Raw genomic sequence first — 17,954 nt, 5'->3', positions numbered from 1 at the left:
ATCGTCGTAGCGCAGCCCCTGCGGTTGCCTTGGAAGCCGGTTCACCTCGGTGAACCGGCTTCTGCCGTACCCGGGCCCCGGTCCGTTCCCCCGTACTCACGGGGGAACGGACCGGGGCCCGGTCCATTTCCACCGTGAGTGAACCCGCGCCGACGGGGGCGGCGGTCAGGAGAGGGGTTCGCGGAACCGCCAGCCGTGGTCGACCGGCCCGATACCGTCCCCGAGCGGAAAACCGGCGGCTATCGCCCCGGTGATGTACTCCTTCGCCGCCCGGACCGACTCCGGCACGGTCAGCCCCTTGGCGAGCCCGGCGGCGATGGCCGAGGCGAGGGTGCAGCCGGTCCCATGGGTGTGGCGGTTGTCCAGCCGGGGCGCCCGCAGCCAGTGCTCCTCGGCGCCGTCGGTGAGCAGGTCCACGGCCTCCCCGGGCAGATGCCCGCCCTTGATCAGCACCCAGCGCGGCCCCAGCGCCAGCAGCGCGTCGGCGGCCGGACGCATCTCCTTCTCCTCGGTGACCTCGACCCCGGTGAGCTGTGTCACCTCGTCCAGGTTGGGGGTGGCGAGGGTGGCGACCGGCAGCAGCCGCTCGCGGACCGCGGCCACCGCGGAGTCGGCCAGCAGCCGGTCACCGTGTTTGGAGACGCCGACGGGGTCGACCACGATCGGGGCGTCGGTGCCCGCGAGGAGTTCGGCGACGGTCTCCACCAGGGGGGCGGAGGCCAGCATCCCGGTCTTCACCGCCTGGACCCCGATGTCGTCGACGACGCTGCGGTACTGGGCCCGTACGGCCTCCGGCGGCAGTTCCCAGTACCCCTGGACGCCCCGGGAGTTCTGCGCGGTCACGGCGGCGACCACGCTCATCCCATGGGTGCCGAGGGCCAGCATGGTCTTGAGGTCGGCCTGGATCCCGGCGCCGCCGCCGGAGTCGGATCCGGCGACGGTCAGGACGAGCGGCAGTCTCACGGTGCCTCCGTTGTTCCGAAGTGGTCCCAGCCGCCCACGGTGTGCCAGGGCGCGCCGTCCACGGTGACCTGCGGCAGTGCGGAGGGGTGCAGCACCTCCCCGATCACCTTCCAGCGGGCGGGCAGCTTGGTGTCCCGGGGGAAGGTGGCCACGATGGCGTGGTCCTCTCCCCCGGTGAGCACCCACTGGAGCGGGTCGACGCCGACGGCCTGGCCGATGTCGTTCATCTGGCTGGGGATGTCGATGGAGCCGGAGCGGAGATCGATCCGGACCTTGCTGGCCTCGGCGATATGGCCGAGGTCGGCGATGAGACCGTCGCTGATGTCGCACATCGCGGTCGCGCCGAGTCCGGCGGCGGCGGGACCCGCGTGGTACGGCGGCTCGGGGCGGCGATGGGCCTCGACAAAGGCGCGGGGCGAGCGGAAGCCCCGGGAGAGCACCGCGTGCCCGGCGGCGGACCAGCCGAGCCAGCCGGTGTACGCGACGACATCGCCGGCCTGCGCGCCTCCCCGGGTGACCGGTTCATGGCCCCGCAGATCCCCGAGGGCGGTGATGGCGAGGGTGATCAGCTCACCGCCGACGACATCCCCGCCGACCACGGCGGCGCCCGCGACCTGGCACTCGTCCCGGATGCCGTCCATGAGTTCGGTGGCCCAGGTGACGGGGAGGTCGGCGGGGACGACCAGACCGAGCAGGATCGAGGTGGGTACGGCGCCCATGGCCGCGATGTCGGCCAGATTCTGGGCGGCGGCCTTGCGGCCCACGTCGTAGGCGGTGGACCAGTCGCGCCGGAAGTGGCGGCCCTCCAGGAGGATGTCCGTGCTCGCCACGACCCTGCGGTCGGGCGCGGCCACGACCGCGGCGTCGTCACCCGGTCCGATCCGGACCGCGGGGGTGGAGGTGAGCCGGGAGGTCAGCTCTTTGATGAGCCCGAACTCCCCCAGCTCGCCCACAGTGCCCTTCACCGAAGTCTCACCTCTCCGTCGTCCCCGCCGACGCTCGGGCGGGGACCCTCGCCCCGCCGGCCGCCCGGTGGGGTGTCTCAGCCCCGCCGGCCGTCCGGCGGAGAGCCTCGTCCCACCGGCCGCCCGGTGGGACCCTCGTAACCGCCGCAGCTCCGGCGGGACCCCGGTCGCACCGGCCGTCCGGCGCAACCCTGGTACCGCCGGATCTCCGGCGCAAGCCTTGTGGCGGTGGTGTACGGGGTGCCGCGCGGCCGTTCCGTACGGTCACCCCCGGCCCGGCGGGGCGCCGCACACCACCGCCCGCCCCCGGTTCGCGGCGCCCTCCCGCCCTCGGTACCGTCGGGAGACGAGTGGCCTTCTGTGACCGGCGCACCGCACCGGTCGGCCCGCCCGGGGACCCGGGTCTCCCCGTGGCGCGGGGCGACGCGATACCGTGGCGTCCCTTTCTCTCCCCCGGGGTCTCCCCACCGACGGTAGGGGACATCTTCCTCGGGTCGCCCTGGAGGTTCCGTGGTACAGGCGTACATCCTGATTCAGACCGAAGTGGGCAAGGCGTCGACCGTCGCCGAGGTCATCGGAAAGATCGACGGAGTGATGCAGGCGGAGGATGTGACCGGTCCCTATGACGTGATCGTGCGCGCCCAGGCCGACACGGTCGACGCCCTCGGCCGCCTGGTGGTCGCCAAGGTGCAGCGGGTGGAGGGCATCACCCGCACACTGACCTGCCCGGTCGTGCATCTGTAGCCCCCGTCCGCGCGGGCCGGGCGCCGCACACCGCCCGGCCGGCCCGCTGTTGGGCGTCACCACCGCTCCCTCCGTCCGGCCGCTCGCTGCGGCAGGGACCACGGGCCCGGCGGCGGCCGTCCGGACGCCGTGATCGTACTGCGCCGTGCCCCCGCCCGGGAGCCGGACGGGGCAGGCGCGGAAAGGGCGGCCTCTCCTCGCGACGGTCTCTAGCGCAGCCCGGTGCTGCGGCGCAGCGCCGCCTGGATCAGCCGGTCCACCAGCTCGGTGTAGGGGACCCCGGTCTCCTGCCACATCCGCGGGTACATGGAGATCGGGGTGAACCCGGGCATGGTGTTGATCTCGTTGATGACGAAGGTGCCGTCCTCCGCGAGGAAGAAGTCGGCGCGGACCAGTCCCTCGCAGGACGCGGCCTCGAACGCGGCGACCGCCAGCCGGCGGACCTCGGCGGTCTGCTCCTCGGTCAGCGGCGCGGGCACGATCCCGGAGGCCGAGTCGATGTACTTGGCCTCGAAGTCGTAGAACTCGTGCGACTGGACCGGCGGGATCTCGGCCGGGACGCTGGCGCGCGGCCCGTCCTCGAACTCCAGCACTCCGCACTCGATCTCACGGCCCCGGATCAGCGCCTCGACCAGGATCTTCGGGTCGTGGCGCTGGGCCTCGGCGATGGCCTCGTCCAGCCCGGAGAGGTCGTCCACCTTGGTGATGCCGATGGAGGACCCGGCGCGGGCGGGCTTCACGAAGACCGGCCAGCCGTGGTCCCCGGCGAAGTCCACGATCTTCTTCCGGGCGGCGGCGGGATCCTGCTCCCACTCGCGCGGCCGGACCACCACATAGGGGCCGACGGGCAGCCCGAAGGAGGTGAAGATCCGCTTCATGTACTCCTTGTCCTGGCCCACGGCCGAGGAGAGCACACCGGCGCCGACATAGGGCACCCCGGCCAGCTCCAGCAGCCCCTGGAGGGTGCCGTCCTCGCCGTAGGGACCGTGGAGCACGGGGAAGACCACATCGACCTCGCCGAGCGCCTTGGGCACGGAGCCGGGCTCGGAGTAGACGACCTCGCGGTTGCCCGGGTGGACGGAGAGCACGATGTCGCCCTCGGTCGACTCGGCCAGCTCGTCCACGCTGGGGGTGCGGCGCTCGGTGATCGCCATCCGGTCGGGCTCGTCGGCGGTCAGTGCCCAGCGGCCGTCCGCGGTGATGCCGATGGGCAGCACGTCGTACACGGAGCGGTCGATGGCCCGGAGCACGGCACCGGCGGTGACCACGGAGATCCCGTGCTCGGAGCTGCGGCCGCCGAAGACGACGGCCACACGCGGCTTGCGGATCGGCTCTTCACAACCCGGCTGTTCGGGACTCTGGGGGAGATTTTCGGTGCTCATATCGCCCTGAGACTACCGTGCACCCGCCACCGACAGCAGTGTCGGCACAGGCCACCCGGGTGGCCCGAAGAGGGCGCGCCCGCCGGGGAACGCCCGGCCGGCGCCGGTGAACGGCGAGGCCGGGCGCCGTTCGAACGGTCGACCCGGGGGCTCGGCGGCCCCCGGGTGCTCAGCACACCCGGGTGCTCGGCGCCCCCGGGTGTTCAGCGGCGTTCGGGCTTGGCGCTGCGCGACATCAGCTCCTTGAGGGCCACGACCGGGGGCTTGCCGTCGTGGACGATGTCCACCACGGTCTCGGTGATGGGCATGTCGACCCCGTGGCGGCGGGCCAGATCGAGCACCGACTCACAGGACTTGACGCCCTCGGCGGTCTGCTTGGTGACCGCGATGGTCTCCTGAAGGGTCATCCCCCGGCCGAGGTTGGTGCCGAAGGTGTGGTTCCGGGAGAGCGGCGACGAGCAGGTCGCCACCAGGTCACCGAGGCCCGCGAGGCCGGAGAAGGTCAGCGGGTCGGCGCCCATGGCGAGTCCCAGCCGGGTGGTCTCGGCCAGGCCCCGGGTGATGAGCGAGCCCTTGGCGTTGTCGCCGAGGCCCATGCCGTCGGCGATGCCCACGGCGAGCCCGATGACGTTCTTGACCGCGCCGCCGAGTTCACAGCCGACCACATCGGTGTTGGTGTACGGGCGGAAGTACGGGGTGTGGCAGTACGCCTGGAGGCGCTGGGCCACGGCCTCGTCCCGGCAGGCGACCACGGCGGCGGCGGGCCGGCGCTGGGCGATCTCCTTGGCGAGGTTGGGGCCGGTGACCACGGCGACCCGCTCGGCGGGGACGGCGGCCACCTCCTGGATGACCTCGCTCATCCGCTTCGCGGTGCCCAGTTCCACGCCCTTCATCAGCGAGACCAGGACGGTGTCGGCGGGCAGCAGCGGGGTCCAGGCGGCGAGATTGGCGCGCAGGGTCTGCGAGGGGACGGCGAGGACGGTGAAGTCCGCGCCGTCCAGCGCCTCGGCCGGGTCGGTGGTGGCCCGCAGCCGGGCGGGCAGCTCGATGCCCGGCAGATAGTCGGGATTGCTCCGGGTGGTGTTGACGGCCTCGGCGAGTTCGGCGCGGCGGCCCCAGAGGGTCACCTCGCAGCCCGCGTCGGCGAGCACCATGCCGAAGGCCGTTCCCCAAGAGCCCGTCCCGAAGACGGCCGCCTTCGCGGGGTGTGTCACAGCATTCCTTCCCCTGCGGCCTTGCGCCGCTGTTCTGCCCGGGCCATGCGGTGGTCGTACGGCTCGGAGGGTGCCTTCTCCCCGCGTACGTCCTCCAGCTGCGCGGTGATCGCGGCCATGATGGCCTCGGTCGCCTCGCGGAGGACTTCCGGGGTCGGCTCACGATCGTAGAACCGGCTGAGGTCGACGGGCGGCCCGGCCTGCACGATCAGGGTCTTGCGGGGGAAGAGCCGCAGCTTCCGCTCCCGGGCGTACGGCGGCATCGCGAGGTTGGCGCCCCACTGCGCGACGGGGATGACGGGGCACCGGGTCCGCAGCGCGATCCGGGCGGCGCCGGTCTTGCCGGCCATGGGCCACATCTCCGGGTCCCGGGTGATGGTGCCCTCGGGGTAGAAGGCCACACAGTCGCCCGCCTCGATCGCCTCGACGGCGGCCCGGAAGGCGTCCAGGGCGTCGGTGGACTCCCGGTAGACGGGGATCTGCCCGGTCCTGCGGAGCATCATCCCCACAAAGGGGGTCCGGAACAGCGCCGCTTTCGCCAGCAGCCGGGGAACCCGGCCCGTGTTGTACTGGTAATGGGCGTAGGAGAGCGGGTCGAGATACGAGTTGTGGTTGATCGCGGTGATGAATCCGCCCTCGGCCGGAATGTGTTCCGTTCCCCGCCAGTCCCGTTTGAACAGAAGCAGGAGCGGCGGCTTGGCGATGGCCGCCGCGAGGCGGTACCAGAAGCCGATTCTACGGCGGAACACTCGGATACCCTTCCCTCTGGCCGGGGCTTTTGCCGGTGGCCGGAGGTCAAGTGTCGCCCCAGGCACCTTGTCTGTCGAGGACACCGTACGCCCCGGTCACCGGACCGGCTCCCGGGTCGTCGGGCCGCCGGGCGACAATGGGCCCGATGCGCACGGACGGAAGACAGGACCCCCCGGGCGGCCCCCGGACCGGCGGCCGGACGGCCCCGGTCGGCGAGTGGTCGCTGGTGATCCCCCTCAAGCCCCTGACCCTGGCCAAGAGCCGACTGGCGAGCACCGCTGGGGAGGCGCTGCGGCCCCGGCTCGCCCTCGCGTTCGCGCTGGACACGGTGGCCGCGGCGCTGGCCTGTCCGGCGGTACGGGATGTGGCGGTGGTCACGGACGACCGCACGGCGGGCGGGGCGCTGGCGCGGCTGGGCGCGCGGATCGTGCCGGACACCCCGGGGGACGGGCTCAACGCGGCCCTGGTCCACGGGGTCCTGGCGGTACGGGGGACCCGGCCCGGAGTTCCGGTGGCCGCGCTCAATGCGGATCTACCCGCGCTCCGGCCGGCGGAATTGGCACGCGTACTCTCCCATGCGGCCGGATTTCCCCGGGCTTTTCTGCCGGACGCGGCCGGTATCGGGACGACTTTGCTGGCGGCGGGGCGGGGGGTTGAATTGCGCCCGGGTTTCGGGGGCCGCTCACGGAGTCGGCATTCCGCCTCGGGTGCGGTGGAAATCCGGCTCGACGGGGTGGATTCGGTGCGCCGGGATGTGGACACGGGCGACGATCTGGCGGCGGCGCTCGCCCTGGGCGTCGGTCCCCGTACGACGGAAAGCCTCGCGTCGGCCCCCGTCCCGGAGGGCTGAACCGGCCCCCGCGCGGGCCCCCTGGGCACCCGTTCGAGATTTTCCGGGCGCCGGTTACGCCGACGGGGGTACGGAAGCGGGCCCCGCGGACCCGCCCGGGCACCCCGGCACACCGGCCACCGGGACCCGTGCGCCTCCCCGGAACGGCCCGCGGACCGTACGCGAGCGGGGCGTACGCCTCCCGGGCGCGCGGCGGTGACCCCCGTACACGGCATAAGCTGGCGGGTATGCAGGCGACCTCGTACACATACGACCCCGAGACCCGCAGCGGGAGCGTGCTGCTCGACGACGGCACCCCGGTGGAGTTCGACACCGCCGCCTTTGACGCGGGCGGGCTGCGGCTGCTCAGGCCCGGCCAGCGGGTCCGGATCGAGACCACCGGCGAGGGCGCCGGGCGCCGGATCGTCCTGGTCACCCTGCAAACGTTCTGACCTGCTGATTCACCGCCCCCGGCGTGGGTATCGCGCACGCCGCCAGGGGGTGTGTGCGGGCCGGTCGCGCACCGCGGGCCGGGCTCCCCGAGAGGAGCCCGGCCCGGCGCATGAGGGGCCCGACGGCCGTCAGCCGTCCGCCGCTAGCGCTTCCGCGCGGTCGCGGTCTTCTTGGCGGCGGTCTTGCGCGCGGTCGTCTTCTTCGCCGGCGCCTTCTTGGCGGTGGCCTTCTTCGCCGGAGCCGTCTTCTTGGCGACCGTCTTCTTGACCGCGGTGGCCTTCTTGGCGGGCGCGGCCTTCTTGGCGGTGGTGGCCTTCTTGGCCGGTGCCGCCTTCTTGGCCGTGGTGGCCTTCTTCGCCGGTGCCGCCTTCTTGGCCACGGTCTTCTTCGCGACCGCCTTCTTGGCGGTGGTCGCCTTCTTCGCCGTGGCCTTCTTGGCCGCGGCCTTCTTCACGGTCGCGGAAGCACCGCCGGTCAGGCTGCCCTTGGGCGCCTTCTTGACCGAGACCTCACCGCCGCGCGGAAGCTTCTTCGTGCCGCTGACCAGGTCCTTGAAGCCCTGACCCGCACGGAAGCGGGGCACCGAGGTCTTCTTGACCCGCACCCGCTCACCCGTCTGCGGGTTACGGGCGTAGCGGGCGGGACGCTCGACCTTCTCGAACGAACCGAAACCGGTGACCGAGACCCGGTCCCCGGCGACGACCGCACGGACGATCGCGTCCAGCACGGCGTCCACGGCGTCCGCGGCCTGCTGACGGCCGCCGAGCTTGTCGGCAATCGCTTCTACTAGCTGCGCCTTGTTCACGTCTTCCCCTTCGGAGACATTGCCCGAACGAAACCGTCCAGGCTTTTTCGCACGTTAGGCAGATATATACCGCAAATCAAACACGAAACGGTCTAATCACCCTAGTGCCGCAACGAAGTCGACTACGGAAGTCGGCTCCGCGGGAGTTCGGATGTCAGTCGCCTTCAGGGAATCGACCTTCGGAGAGGTCCTTCATCAAGCGGTCCAGACGCCGGGCGGCGCCCGGGAGATCGTGCTTCGCCGCGGCCGTGATGACCAGCAGCTTCCGGACGAGCGCCTTCCTTACGCTCTCCGGGACTTGCAGTGCGCGCACAGTCGTGTGCGCATCCTTCAATCGGGTGGCGACAGTCGCGTAGAGCTTGAGTTGACTGTCGCGTTCCATGCACCGATTGTGCCATCTGGGGCGAGTTGTCGCCCGGCGGGGTCTCAACAGACGACTGCGCCCCCCACCGGGCGGTGGGGGGCGCAGTCGGGGAAAGCCGCTGATCAGACCTGAAGCGTGCGCGGTTTGAAGGCCGGGCGGGCCTGCTCGTAGTCCGCGATGTCCGTTTCGTGCTGAAGAGTGAGGCTGATGTCGTCCAGCCCGTTCAGCAACCGCCAGCGGGCGTTCTCGTCCAGCTCGAACGGGGCGGTGATCCCCTCGGCCCGGACCTCGCGGGCCTCCAGGTCGACGGTGATCTCGGCGGTGGGGTCGGCCTCGGTCAGCTCCCAGAGCCGGTCCACGGTCTCCTGCGGCAGCACCACGGTCAGCAGGCCGTTCTTCAGCGAGTTCCCCCGGAAGATGTCGGCGAACCGGGCGGAGATCACGGTCTTGAAGCCGAAGTTCTGGAGCGCCCAGACGGCGTGCTCACGGGAGGATCCGGTACCGAAGTCGGGGCCCGCGACCAGGACCGTCGCTCCCTGCCGCTCGGGCAGGTTGAGGACGAAGGCGGGGTCCTTGCGCCAGGCCTCGAAGAGGCCGTCCTCGAAGCCGTCCCGGGTGACCTTCTTCAGCCAGTGGGCGGGGATGATCTGGTCGGTGTCGACATTGCTGCGGCGCAGCGGGACGGCCCGGCCGGTGTGTGCGGTGAATGCTTCCATGGCTGATCAGACTCCAGCGGGCGTACGGTCGGCGGCGGCGGCGTCGGTGAGATCGGCCGGGGCGGCCAGATGTCCGAGCACCGCGGTGGCGGCGGCGACCTGGGGAGAGACCAGGTGGGTCCGTCCGCCCTTGCCCTGGCGGCCCTCGAAGTTGCGGTTGGAGGTGGAGGCGGAGCGCTCGCCGGGGGCGAGTTGGTCGGGGTTCATGCCCAGACACATCGAACAGCCCGCGTGCCGCCATTCGGCGCCGGAGGCGGTGAAGACCTTGTCCAGCCCCTCCTCCATGGCCTGGAGGGCGACCCGGACGGAGCCGGGGACGACCAGCATCCGTACCCCGTCGGCGATTTTGCGGCCGTCCAGGATGGAGGCGGCCGAGCGCAGGTCCTCGATCCGGCCGTTGGTGCAGGAGCCTACGAAGACGGTGTCCACGGTGATGTCCCGCAGCGGCTGTCCGGCGGTCAACCCCATGTACTCCAGCGCCTTTTCGGCGGCCAGGCGCTCCGAAGCGTCCTCGTACGAAGCGGGATCGGGGACGTTCGCCGAGAGCGGAGCGCCCTGGCCCGGGTTGGTGCCCCAGGTGACGAACGGGGCCAGCTCGGTGGCGTCGATGACGACCTCGGCGTCGAAGACCGCGTCGTCGTCGGTGCGCAGGGTGCTCCAGTACGCCACGGCGGCGTCCCAGTCGGCGCCCTCGGGGGCGTGGGCACGGCCCTGGAGATAGGCGAAGGTGGTCTCATCGGGGGCGATCATGCCCGCACGGGCGCCGGCCTCGATGGACATGTTGCAGATGGTCATCCGGGCCTCCATCGAGAGTTTCTCGATGGCCTCGCCCCGATACTCCAGGACATAGCCCTGGCCGCCACCGGTGCCGATGCGGGCGATGATCGCCAGGATCAGGTCCTTGGCGGTGACCCCGTCGGGCAGATCGCCCTCGATGGTGATCGCCATGTTCTTCGGCCGGGCCATCGGCAGCGTCTGGGTGGCCAGCACATGCTCCACCTGGGAGGTGCCGATGCCGAAGGCCAGCGCGCCGAAGGCGCCGTGCGTGGAGGTGTGGGAGTCACCGCAGACCACGGTGGTGCCGGGCTGGGTCAGCCCCAGCTGGGGGCCCACGACATGGACCACACCCTGCTCCACATCGCCCAGCGGGTGCAGCCGCACCCCGAACTCGGCGCAGTTCTTGCGCAGGGTCTCCAACTGGGCGCGGGAGACCGGGTCCGCGATGGGCTTGTCGATGTCGAGGGTGGGGGTGTTGTGATCCTCGGTGGCGATGGTCAGGTCGAGCCGCCGCACGGTCCGGCCGCCGAGGCGCAGACCGTCGAACGCCTGCGGGCTGGTGACCTCGTGCAGCAGGTGCAGATCGATGTAGAGGAGGTCGGGCTCGCCTTCGGCGCGCCGGACGACATGATCGTCCCAGACCTTCTCCGCGAGTGTCCTACCCATCGCTTTCCCTCCGGCCGGCCGCACTGCCGGCACATGTCGAGACCTGTTGCGAGCCCTTGGTGCATCGGCGTCGCCACTACAGACTGGCGGGTTCTCGGAAGATGTGAACTTGCGTTTCACACTGTGAGACGCAAGTATCGTTGCATGGACAACTCTAGCGGCGTCGGCGTACTCGACAAGGCGGCTCTGGTTCTGAGCGCACTGGAGTCCGGTCCGGCCACCCTCGCCGGGCTGGTGGCCGCGACCGGGCTGGCACGGCCGACGGCCCACCGCCTGGCCGTGGCACTGGAACACCACCGGATGGTGGCGCGGGACATGCAGGGCCGGTTCATCCTCGGCCCCCGGCTGGCCGAGCTGGCCGCGGCGGCGGGCGAGGACCGCCTGCTGGCCACCGCCGGGCCGGTCCTCACCCATCTGCGCGATATCACGGGCGAGAGCGCCCAGCTCTACCGGCGCCAGGGGGACATGCGGATCTGTGTGGCGGCGGCCGAGCGGCTGTCCGGACTGCGGGACACCGTCCCGGTCGGCTCCACGCTCACGATGAAGGCGGGCTCGTCCGCGCAGATCCTGATGGCCTGGGAGGAGCCGGAGCGGCTGCACCGGGGGCTCCAGGGGGCACGCTTCACGGCGACGGCCCTCTCGGGCGTACGGCGCCGGGGCTGGGCCCAGTCGATCGGTGAGCGCGAGCCGGGCGTGGCCTCGGTCTCCGCGCCCGTACGCGGCCCGTCCAACCGTGTGGTGGCCGCCGTGTCGGTCTCCGGTCCGATCGAGCGGCTGACCCGGCACCCGGGGCGGATGCACGCCCAGGCGGTGATCGACGCCGCGGGCCGGCTCTCCGAGGCACTGCGCCGCAACGGCTGACGGAGACACCCGGCGGCACCGGAAAGGGTCGTACAGCGCCGGACAAGGACCAGAGGGGCCGTGGTGGGCGAGGGAGCCCGCCCCGGCCCCTTCGCGTTTCCCCGTACCGCCGACCGGACCCGGACCCGGACCCCCGCACCCGTATCGCCGAGCGGGCACGGATCCTCGTACCGGCGTGCGGGCACGGAAAAGCCCCTCCGTGATGATCACGGAGGGGCTTCTCTCGCTGGTACCCCCGACCGGATTCGAACCGGCGCTACCGCCTTGAGAGGGCGGCGTGCTAGGCCGCTACACAACGGGGGCAAGTCTGTGAGATCCGCAGGGATCTGCTGGCCTACCTGGACTCGAACCAAGACTAACTGAACCAGAATCAGTCGTGCTGCCAATTACACCATAGGCCATGGTGGTTTAGACCAGTACCCCCGACCGGATTCGAACCGGCGCTACCGCCTTGAGAGGGCGGCGTGCTAGGCCGCTACACAACGGGGGCCCTAGCGATCCAGGGACCGGCCGGAGCCGGTCCACTGTCACTGCGCGATCACCGGGAGCGACCCTGGTGATCAACAGGATGGATCTGTACCCCCGACCGGATTCGAACCGGCGCTACTGCCTTGAGAGGGCAGCGTGCTAGGCCGCTACACAACGGGGGCTTTGCAGATGAGCTCTGCGAGCTGGCCTACCTGGACTCGAACCAAGACTAACTGAACCAGAATCAGTCGTGCTGCCAATTACACCATAGGCCACCAAAGCGCAACCCCCGGCAGGGGGTCTTACTTGGTTTACGCTGTCCGTTCGGGCTTTTCGGCCTTCCCGGGCGGCGCAGAAAGAACATTACCCGAAGGTGTCCGGCGCTCCAAAACGGGTATCCCCGCGCAGGAGCGCGGGGAGCTGGTGGAGGCCGGTGATCCGGGTCAGTTCGGGGCGGCCGCCGTCGTCGGCGCGGTCCAGCCAGATGCCCAGCAGCCCTGCCTCGGCGGCGCCCCGGGCGTCGATATCGGGCTCGTCACCGACGTACGCGACCTCCTGGGGCGGCAGTCGAAGGGCCCGGCAGGCGATGTGGAACGCCTCGGCCACCGGCTTGGCGACCCCCAGATCGGCGCCGCAGTGCAGGGTCTCGAAGCGGTCGCGCACCCCGAGCGCCGCCAGCCTCGGCTCCTGGACGGCGAGCGAGGAGTTGGAGAGCGCGCCATGGCGGTACTCCCCCAGCGCGTCGAGGGCCGGCAGCGCGTCCGGGAAGAGGGAGCTGGCGGCCCGGAAGTGGACGAGATAGCGCCCGAACCAGGCGTCGGCCGCCTCGTCGCTCAGCCGCTGCCCGGAGAACGCCCGGACCCGGTCGCGGCGCTGCCCCTCCCAGTCCACCTCGCCCGCGGTGAAGCGGGCCCAGTGCAGCGCCGTGATCTCCTTCCAACGGCCGAGGGCCTGTCCGGCGGAGGTGAATCCGCCGGACAGGCCCTCGGTACGGAGATGCTGGAACATCCCCTCGGTATCGGCACGGCCGAAGTCGAAGATCGTGTCGTCTATGTCCCAGAGGACCGCGCGGATCGTCATGATCCGTACGGTAGCGGGGACGCCCCGCTCATACAGTGGCTCCGCTCACCGAGCGGGCCCGGACGGCCGGGACGGCTCCGCTCAGGCCGCGAGCCGGGCCAGCGCCGCGTCGATCCGCGCCAGGGTCCGCTCCCGGCCCAGGATCTCCAGCGACTCGAAGAGCGGCAGCCCCACCGTGCGGCCGGTGACCGCGACCCGGACCGGCGCCTGGGCCTTGCCCAGCTTGAGGCCATGGGCCTCGCCCGCCGCCAGGACCGCCTCCTTGAGCGCCTCCGCGCTCGTCCAGTCGGCCGCCGCCAGCTTCTCGCGGGCGGTGGTCAGCAGCGCGTCCGACCCCTCCTTCATCGCCTTCGCCCAGGACGCCTCGTCCTCGACCGGCTCCGCCAGGAAGAGGAAGTCGACATTGGCGGTGATGTCGGAGAGCACCGTGAGCCGGGTCTGGGCGTACGGGGCGATGGCCTCCCAGGCGGCCCGGTCGAACCGCTCCGGGGCCCAGTTGGCGTACGGGGCCTCCAGCCAGGGCGCGCACGCCTCGGTGAACGCCTTCACCTCCAGCCGGCGGATGTGGTCGGCGTTGATCGCCTCGGCCTTCTTCAGGTCGAAGCGGGCCGGGTTGGCGTTGACGTCCGCGATGTCGAACTTCTCGATCAGCTCGGCGACCGAGAACACGTCCTGGTCGGCGGAGAAGGACCAGCCGAGGAGGGAGAGGTAGTTCAGCAGCCCCTCGGGCAGGAAGCCCCGCTCGCGGTAGAGGTTCAGGCTGGCCTGCGGGTCGCGCTTGGAGAGCTTCTTGTTCCCCTCGCCCATGACATACGGCAGATGCCCGAAGGCGGGGATCTCCTGGGCCACGCCCAGCTCGATCAGCGCCTTGTAGAGCGCGATCTGGCGCGGGGTGGAGGAGAGCAGATCCTCGCCGCGCAGGACGTGGGTGATCTCCATCAGGGCGTCGTCGATCGGGTTGACCAGGGTGTACAGCGGAGCGCCATTGGCCCGGACGATGCCGTAGTCGGGCACGTTCTCCGGGGTGAAGGTCAGCTCGCCACGGACCAGGTCGGTGAAGGTGATCGGCTCGTCCGGCATCCGGAAGCGGACGATCGCCGGGCGGCCCTCCGCCCGGTAGGCGGCGATCTGCTCGTCGGTCAGCGCACGGCAGTGACCGTCGTAGCCGGAGGGGCGGCCGGCGGCACGGGCGGCCTCGCGGCGGGCGTCCAGCTCCTCGGTGGAGCAGTAGCAGTGGTAGGCGTACCCGCCGTCCAGCAGCCGCTGGGCGATGTCGCGGTAGAGGTCCATCCGCTCCGACTGGCGGTAGGGCGCGTGGGGGCCGCCGACCTCGGGGCCCTCGTCCCAGTCCAGACCGAGCCAGCGCATCGAGTCCAGCAGCTGCCCGTACGACTCCTCGGAGTCACGGGCCGCGTCGGTGTCCTCGATGCGGAAGACCATGGTGCCGCCGTGGTGCCGGGCGAAGGCCCAGTTGAACAGGGCGGTGCGGACCAGACCCACATGGGGGTTGCCGGTCGGCGAGGGACAGAAACGTACGCGGACATTCGCGTTAGCCACGCTTGATCACCTTGTTGGTGAGAGTGCCGATGCCTTGGATGGTGACGGCGACCTCGTCGCCGACGGAGAGGGGGCCGACTCCGGCGGGGGTGCCCGTGAGGATCACATCGCCCGGGAGCAGCGTCATCGCCTCGGAGGCGTTGACGACCAGCTCCTCGATGGAGTGGATCATCTGGCTGGTCCGCCCCAGCTGTCGCTGTTCGCCGTTGACCGTGCACTGGATGGCGAGGTCGGACGGATCCAGCTCCGTCTCCACCCAGGGGCCCAGCGGGCAGGAGCTGTCGAAGCCCTTGGCGCGGGCCCACTGCTTCTCGCGCCGCTGCACATCGCGGGCGGTCACATCGTTGGCGCAGGTGTAGCCGAGGATCACATCGGCCACCCGCTCACGCGGGACCTCGCGGCACATCCGGCCGATGACCACGGCCAGCTCGGCCTCGTGGTGCAGCTCCTGCGAGAAGGACGGGTACGCGATGGGGTCGCCGGGGCCGACGACCGAGGTGGAGGGCTTGAAGAAGGCGAACGGGGCCTCGGGGACCTCATGGCCCAGCTCCGCCGCGTGCTCGGCGTAGTTCCGCCCGTACGCGACGACCTTGCTGGGGAGCACGGGCGGCAGAAGCCTGACCTTGCTCACGGGGACCTTGGTCCCGGAGAGTTCGAAGTCCGCGAACGGAACGCCCTTGATGATGTCGAGGACGAGCCCGTCCGGGCCCTCGCCCTCGACCGCGCCGAAGGCGACATTGCCGTCGATGGAGAACCTGGCGATGCGCACGGGATGCGGTTGCCCCTCTACTACTGCTGATGCTGCCGGAGTCTGACGCTCCAGGCTAACGCGGCCGGGCCCGGCACCCCGCGCGTGCCGCGATGCCCGGGGCGCCGGGGGCGGGCTCAGCCCTGGGTGGGGGCGACCATCAGCGTGGTGCGGCGGGGGTTGGCGGTCTGGGTGGGCAGCTCGACCGCGTGCTCGGGGCGCTCCGGGGCGGCCGGCTGCTCACCCTTCTCCAGATGTGCGAGCGTGGTGCGCCGGGGGTTCGCTATGTTGCGGAGCGTCATCGTGGTCTTCATCAGCTGTGTCCGACCCTTGGAGTACGGGCCGCTCGGTGAGCGGCGATCGACAGAACGTCGTACATGTAAAGCGCCAGGCTAAACATCGGATTCCCCGTGAATACGGGGAGAGACGGCGGGATACGTGTGAGTTTGCTCACGACTGACCCGGCAATTCGGTCATTTCAGACTGGGTCTGAGGCCCACAGAAACGGACATTGGTAGCTGAAGCAGCCATTCCGCTCCTGATCATCGCGACTGGGGCACCCTTCACGCCTCACGAAATCGCAATGAATTGTCCATTTCATCCCTCAACTCTTTCTACCAGCGGTGATCCGGCGCTCACATCGCGTCACAGGCGGGACCCCATACCCCGCGGCTCTTGTTGGAGATCCGGCACTGTGCTGGAATTCCCGCACCGCCGCGGTTCTCGGACCGGCGCGCAGGAAGGGCGCAACGTAGCGCCGGGCGGCGGCGCGAAGGGGGGAGAGCGCCGGTCACTCACGACCACCATCGGGGCGCTCACCGCGCCTCGCCGACGCCGACAACAGTCCCCCCGTGCCCACGGAGGGGCGCCCGGTCAAGAGGTTGCGACGCTAGTGCAGGGACGTTTCAAGAGGGATGGCAACGGGTCTCCCCCGACCCGCCAGGGCCGCGGGGAAGCCGCGGCGGGACAGGAGCCGCGCGGCACCGACCGCGGCTCCTCCCCCCAGCACACCCAGAAGCAGGTGCCCCCGACCCCCGCCGACGCCGGGCGTTCCGGCCCCGCACCGCTGCCCGGAGGACCCCGCTCCGCAGCCGCCCGTGCCGGTGTGACCGTGCCCCAGGGCCCGGGAGTTCCCGGCGGACCCGGCGGCCCGGGTGGTCCGGGTGGCCCCGGCGGCAAGGGTCCCGGTGGCAAGGGCCCCGTCGGCCCCGGTGGCAAGGGTTCCCCCACCGCCCCCACGGGCGACGGCTCCCCGGCCGCGCCGAAGGGCAAGGGCAAGGGCCCCAACGACACCGGCTCCCGCCTCGCCCTGCGCAACTGGCGCATCAGCACCAGGCTCGTCTCCCTGCTGACCCTCCCGGTCGTCGCCGCGACCACCCTGGGTGGTCTGCGGATCAACGAGTCCATGGAGCGCATGGAGCAGCTGGACCACATGCAGCTGCTCACCGACATGACCCAGGAGGCGACCAAGCTCGCGGTCGCCCTCCAGGAGGAGCGCGACAAGACCGCGGGTCCGCTCGCCAACAAGCTCAAGAAGACCGACTACAAGATCACCGAGCCTCGGCAGGCGACCGACCGCGCCCGGAAGAGCTTCCTGGAGACCACCCGGGACATCCCCAACACCGGGGACAACGACGCGCTGGAGTCCATCCGCGCCAACGCCACCCAGATCGCGGGCCAGCTCGCCGAGCTGAACACGCTGCGGGCGAGCGCCTACGACAGCAAGCTGCCCAACTCGCTGACGGTGGAGAGCTACCACCGACTGATCGAGTCGCTGCTCGGCCTCTCCCAGGACATGGCGCAGGCCACCAGTAACCCGGAGATGATCAAGCGCACCCGGGCGCTGGCGGCCTTCTCCTCCGCCAAGGAGTACGCCTCCATGCAGCGCGCGATCATCGCCGCCGCACTGCCCGGCGGAGCCGGTTCCAAGGGGCCCGAGCTGTCCCTGCCCGACCGTGAGTACGGCGAGGCCGCGCTCCGCAACGGCGAGGACGAGCTGGAGCAGTTCGAGCAGATCTACGCCTCCTCCGGCCAGGACCCGCAGGAGCTGATCGAGCCGCTGGACAGCGGCAACCCGATCATCAGCGAGGCCACGGACTACGCCCAGCGGGTGCTCAGCCGCGCCGACGGCATGGAGGAGCGCCAGCAGCGCTCGTACCTCGACTGGATCGACGACTACGGCGTCCGGATCGACGCCATGAAGCAGATCGAGCAGACGCTGCTGGGCGAGATGGAGTCCAAGGCGAGCGAGCTGCGCGAGGAGTCCCAGCGCGACGCCATCATCAACGGTGCGCTGATCCTCATCGTCCTCGGTGTCTCCCTCGTCGGCGCCTTCGTGGTGGCCCGCTCCATGATCCGCTCGCTGCGGCGGCTCCAGGACACCGCGACCAAGGTCGCCCAGGAACGCCTGCCCGAGCTGGTCAAGCAGCTCTCCGAGTCCGACCCGCAGGATGTGGACACCTCCGTCGAGTCCGTCGGTGTGCACTCCCGTGACGAGATCGGCAAGGTGGCCACGACCTTCGACGACGTGCACCGCGAGGCGGTCCGGCTCGCCGCCGAGCAGGCCCTGCTGCGGGGCAACGTCAACGCGATGTTCACCAACCTCTCCCGGC

The 17,954-nt window shown here is 71.0% G+C and carries 18 protein-coding genes and 5 tRNA genes; 5 read left to right on the top strand and 18 right to left on the bottom strand.

Translation table 11 applies throughout. From position 1 onward, the window contains the following. Positions 1-165 precede the first annotated feature (165 nt). A complete protein-coding gene (thiD, locus tag ABT354_RS31445) occupies positions 166-963 on the bottom strand; it encodes a bifunctional hydroxymethylpyrimidine kinase/phosphomethylpyrimidine kinase (protein ID WP_351500072.1) in 798 nt (265 codons plus the stop codon). Then, on the bottom strand, positions 960-1,928 hold the full coding sequence (locus tag ABT354_RS31440) for a thiamine-phosphate kinase (protein WP_351500070.1): 969 nt from the start codon (positions 1,926-1,928) through the stop codon (positions 960-962). The genes thiD and ABT354_RS31440 overlap by 4 nt, the downstream gene beginning before the upstream one ends. Positions 1,929-2,438: 510 nt before the next feature. Here ABT354_RS31440 and ABT354_RS31435 point away from each other — a divergent pair. Continuing rightward, positions 2,439-2,672, top strand: coding sequence for an Lrp/AsnC family transcriptional regulator (locus ABT354_RS31435; RefSeq protein ID WP_351500068.1), 234 nt, complete (start codon positions 2,439-2,441; stop codon positions 2,670-2,672). Positions 2,673-2,881: 209 nt separating this feature from the next. Here ABT354_RS31435 and ABT354_RS31430 read toward each other — a convergent pair whose 3' ends face one another. The 3 genes from ABT354_RS31430 to ABT354_RS31420 all read right to left on the bottom strand — a co-directional run bounded on the left by ABT354_RS31430 (position 2,882) and on the right by ABT354_RS31420 (position 6,017). Beyond that, positions 2,882-4,054 (bottom strand): D-alanine--D-alanine ligase family protein, encoded by a 1,173-nt coding sequence (locus ABT354_RS31430; RefSeq protein ID WP_351500065.1) that lies wholly within the window; start codon positions 4,052-4,054, stop codon positions 2,882-2,884. A gap of 203 nt (positions 4,055-4,257) precedes the next feature. Beyond that, positions 4,258-5,268 carry an NAD(P)H-dependent glycerol-3-phosphate dehydrogenase gene (locus ABT354_RS31425; RefSeq protein WP_351500063.1) on the bottom strand — a complete coding sequence of 337 codons (1,011 nt, stop codon included), beginning with the start codon at positions 5,266-5,268 and terminating at the stop codon, positions 4,258-4,260. Beyond that, positions 5,265-6,017: a lysophospholipid acyltransferase family protein gene (locus ABT354_RS31420; protein WP_351500061.1), complete on the bottom strand. Its 753-nt coding sequence runs from the start codon at positions 6,015-6,017 to the stop codon at positions 5,265-5,267. The genes ABT354_RS31425 and ABT354_RS31420 overlap by 4 nt, the downstream gene beginning before the upstream one ends. A gap of 146 nt (positions 6,018-6,163) precedes the next feature. Here ABT354_RS31420 and cofC point away from each other — a divergent pair, with 146 nt between their 5' ends. Both cofC and ABT354_RS31410 read left to right on the top strand, forming a co-directional pair. Continuing rightward, positions 6,164-6,868, top strand: a complete 705-nt coding sequence (cofC, locus tag ABT354_RS31415) for a 2-phospho-L-lactate guanylyltransferase (RefSeq protein WP_351500059.1) — start codon at positions 6,164-6,166, stop codon at positions 6,866-6,868. A 227-nt stretch (positions 6,869-7,095) separates the two neighbouring features. After that, positions 7,096-7,299 carry a hypothetical protein gene (locus ABT354_RS31410; RefSeq protein WP_351500057.1) on the top strand — a complete coding sequence of 68 codons (204 nt, stop codon included), beginning with the start codon at positions 7,096-7,098 and terminating at the stop codon, positions 7,297-7,299. A gap of 143 nt (positions 7,300-7,442) precedes the next feature. Here the strand turns inward: ABT354_RS31410 and ABT354_RS31405 are convergent, their stop codons facing one another. The 4 genes from ABT354_RS31405 to leuC form a co-directional block, all read right to left on the bottom strand. Further along, on the bottom strand, positions 7,443-8,105 hold the full coding sequence (locus tag ABT354_RS31405; RefSeq protein ID WP_351500055.1) for an HU family DNA-binding protein: 663 nt from the start codon (positions 8,103-8,105) through the stop codon (positions 7,443-7,445). A gap of 154 nt (positions 8,106-8,259) precedes the next feature. Continuing rightward, the gene (locus tag ABT354_RS31400; RefSeq protein WP_351500053.1) at positions 8,260-8,487 is read right to left on the bottom strand and encodes an SCO5555 family protein; all 228 of its coding nucleotides are present in this window, start codon (positions 8,485-8,487) and stop codon (positions 8,260-8,262) included. A 104-nt stretch (positions 8,488-8,591) separates the two neighbouring features. Next, positions 8,592-9,185 (bottom strand): 3-isopropylmalate dehydratase small subunit, encoded by a 594-nt coding sequence (gene leuD / locus ABT354_RS31395; protein WP_351500051.1) that lies wholly within the window; start codon positions 9,183-9,185, stop codon positions 8,592-8,594. A gap of 6 nt (positions 9,186-9,191) precedes the next feature. Further along, positions 9,192-10,628 (bottom strand): 3-isopropylmalate dehydratase large subunit, encoded by a 1,437-nt coding sequence (gene leuC / locus ABT354_RS31390; RefSeq protein WP_351500049.1) that lies wholly within the window; start codon positions 10,626-10,628, stop codon positions 9,192-9,194. A gap of 144 nt (positions 10,629-10,772) precedes the next feature. Here leuC and ndgR point away from each other — a divergent pair, with 144 nt between their 5' ends. Further along, on the top strand, positions 10,773-11,489 hold the full coding sequence (gene ndgR / locus ABT354_RS31385) for an IclR family transcriptional regulator NdgR (protein WP_351500047.1): 717 nt from the start codon (positions 10,773-10,775) through the stop codon (positions 11,487-11,489). Between the two features lie 227 nt (positions 11,490-11,716). Here the strand turns inward: ndgR and ABT354_RS31380 are convergent. The 9 genes from ABT354_RS31380 to ABT354_RS31340 form a co-directional block, all read right to left on the bottom strand. After that, positions 11,717-11,792 (bottom strand) — tRNA-Glu (locus tag ABT354_RS31380). Positions 11,793-11,818: 26 nt separating this feature from the next. Then, positions 11,819-11,890, bottom strand: a tRNA-Gln gene (locus tag ABT354_RS31375). Positions 11,891-11,906: 16 nt separating this feature from the next. Next, positions 11,907-11,979: transfer RNA gene (locus ABT354_RS31370), tRNA-Glu, on the bottom strand. Positions 11,980-12,066: 87 nt separating this feature from the next. Next, a tRNA-Glu gene (locus ABT354_RS31365) sits at positions 12,067-12,139 on the bottom strand. Positions 12,140-12,160: 21 nt separating this feature from the next. After that, positions 12,161-12,232 (bottom strand) — tRNA-Gln (locus tag ABT354_RS31360). Between the two features lie 88 nt (positions 12,233-12,320). Further along, on the bottom strand, positions 12,321-13,037 hold the full coding sequence (locus ABT354_RS31355; RefSeq protein ID WP_351500045.1) for an HAD family hydrolase: 717 nt from the start codon (positions 13,035-13,037) through the stop codon (positions 12,321-12,323). An 81-nt stretch (positions 13,038-13,118) separates the two neighbouring features. Then, a complete protein-coding gene (gene gltX / locus ABT354_RS31350) occupies positions 13,119-14,594 on the bottom strand; it encodes a glutamate--tRNA ligase (RefSeq protein ID WP_351500043.1) in 1,476 nt (491 codons plus the stop codon). After that, positions 14,587-15,363: a fumarylacetoacetate hydrolase family protein gene (locus ABT354_RS31345; protein WP_351500041.1), complete on the bottom strand. Its 777-nt coding sequence runs from the start codon at positions 15,361-15,363 to the stop codon at positions 14,587-14,589. Before ABT354_RS31345 ends, gltX begins: the two co-directional genes overlap by 8 nt. Before the next feature lie 116 nt (positions 15,364-15,479). After that, the gene (locus ABT354_RS31340; protein WP_351500039.1) at positions 15,480-15,656 is read right to left on the bottom strand and encodes a hypothetical protein; all 177 of its coding nucleotides are present in this window, start codon (positions 15,654-15,656) and stop codon (positions 15,480-15,482) included. 578 nt (positions 15,657-16,234) lie between these two features. On the opposite strand from ABT354_RS31340, the gene ABT354_RS31335 reads away from it, so the two are divergent. Next, positions 16,235-17,954 (top strand): nitrate- and nitrite sensing domain-containing protein (locus ABT354_RS31335; RefSeq protein ID WP_502983533.1); only part of this gene is annotated, 1,720 nt, incomplete at its 3' end.

The organism is Streptomyces sp. NPDC000594, from assembly GCF_040299965.1.
Taxonomy (GTDB): Bacteria; Actinomycetota; Actinomycetes; order Streptomycetales; family Streptomycetaceae; genus Streptomyces.
Note: the sequence above shows the minus strand (reverse complement) of the source record. Positions and strands in the feature narration are given on the sequence as shown.

Coding starts and splice junctions, on each gene's coding strand:
- ABT354_RS31430 (WP_351500065.1), bottom strand. CDS start 4,054: ATGAGCACCGAAAATCTCCCCCAGAGTCCCGAACAGCCGGGTTGTGAA.
- cofC (WP_351500059.1), top strand. CDS start 6,164: ATGCGCACGGACGGAAGACAGGACCCCCCGGGCGGCCCCCGGACCGGC.
- ABT354_RS31410 (WP_351500057.1), top strand. CDS start 7,096: ATGCAGGCGACCTCGTACACATACGACCCCGAGACCCGCAGCGGGAGC.
- ABT354_RS31400 (WP_351500053.1), bottom strand. CDS start 8,487: ATGGAACGCGACAGTCAACTCAAGCTCTACGCGACTGTCGCCACCCGA.
- leuD (WP_351500051.1), bottom strand. CDS start 9,185: ATGGAAGCATTCACCGCACACACCGGCCGGGCCGTCCCGCTGCGCCGC.
- leuC (WP_351500049.1), bottom strand. CDS start 10,628: ATGGGTAGGACACTCGCGGAGAAGGTCTGGGACGATCATGTCGTCCGG.
- ndgR (WP_351500047.1), top strand. CDS start 10,773: ATGGACAACTCTAGCGGCGTCGGCGTACTCGACAAGGCGGCTCTGGTT.
- ABT354_RS31355 (WP_351500045.1), bottom strand. CDS start 13,037: ATGACGATCCGCGCGGTCCTCTGGGACATAGACGACACGATCTTCGAC.
- ABT354_RS31340 (WP_351500039.1), bottom strand. CDS start 15,656: ATGAAGACCACGATGACGCTCCGCAACATAGCGAACCCCCGGCGCACC.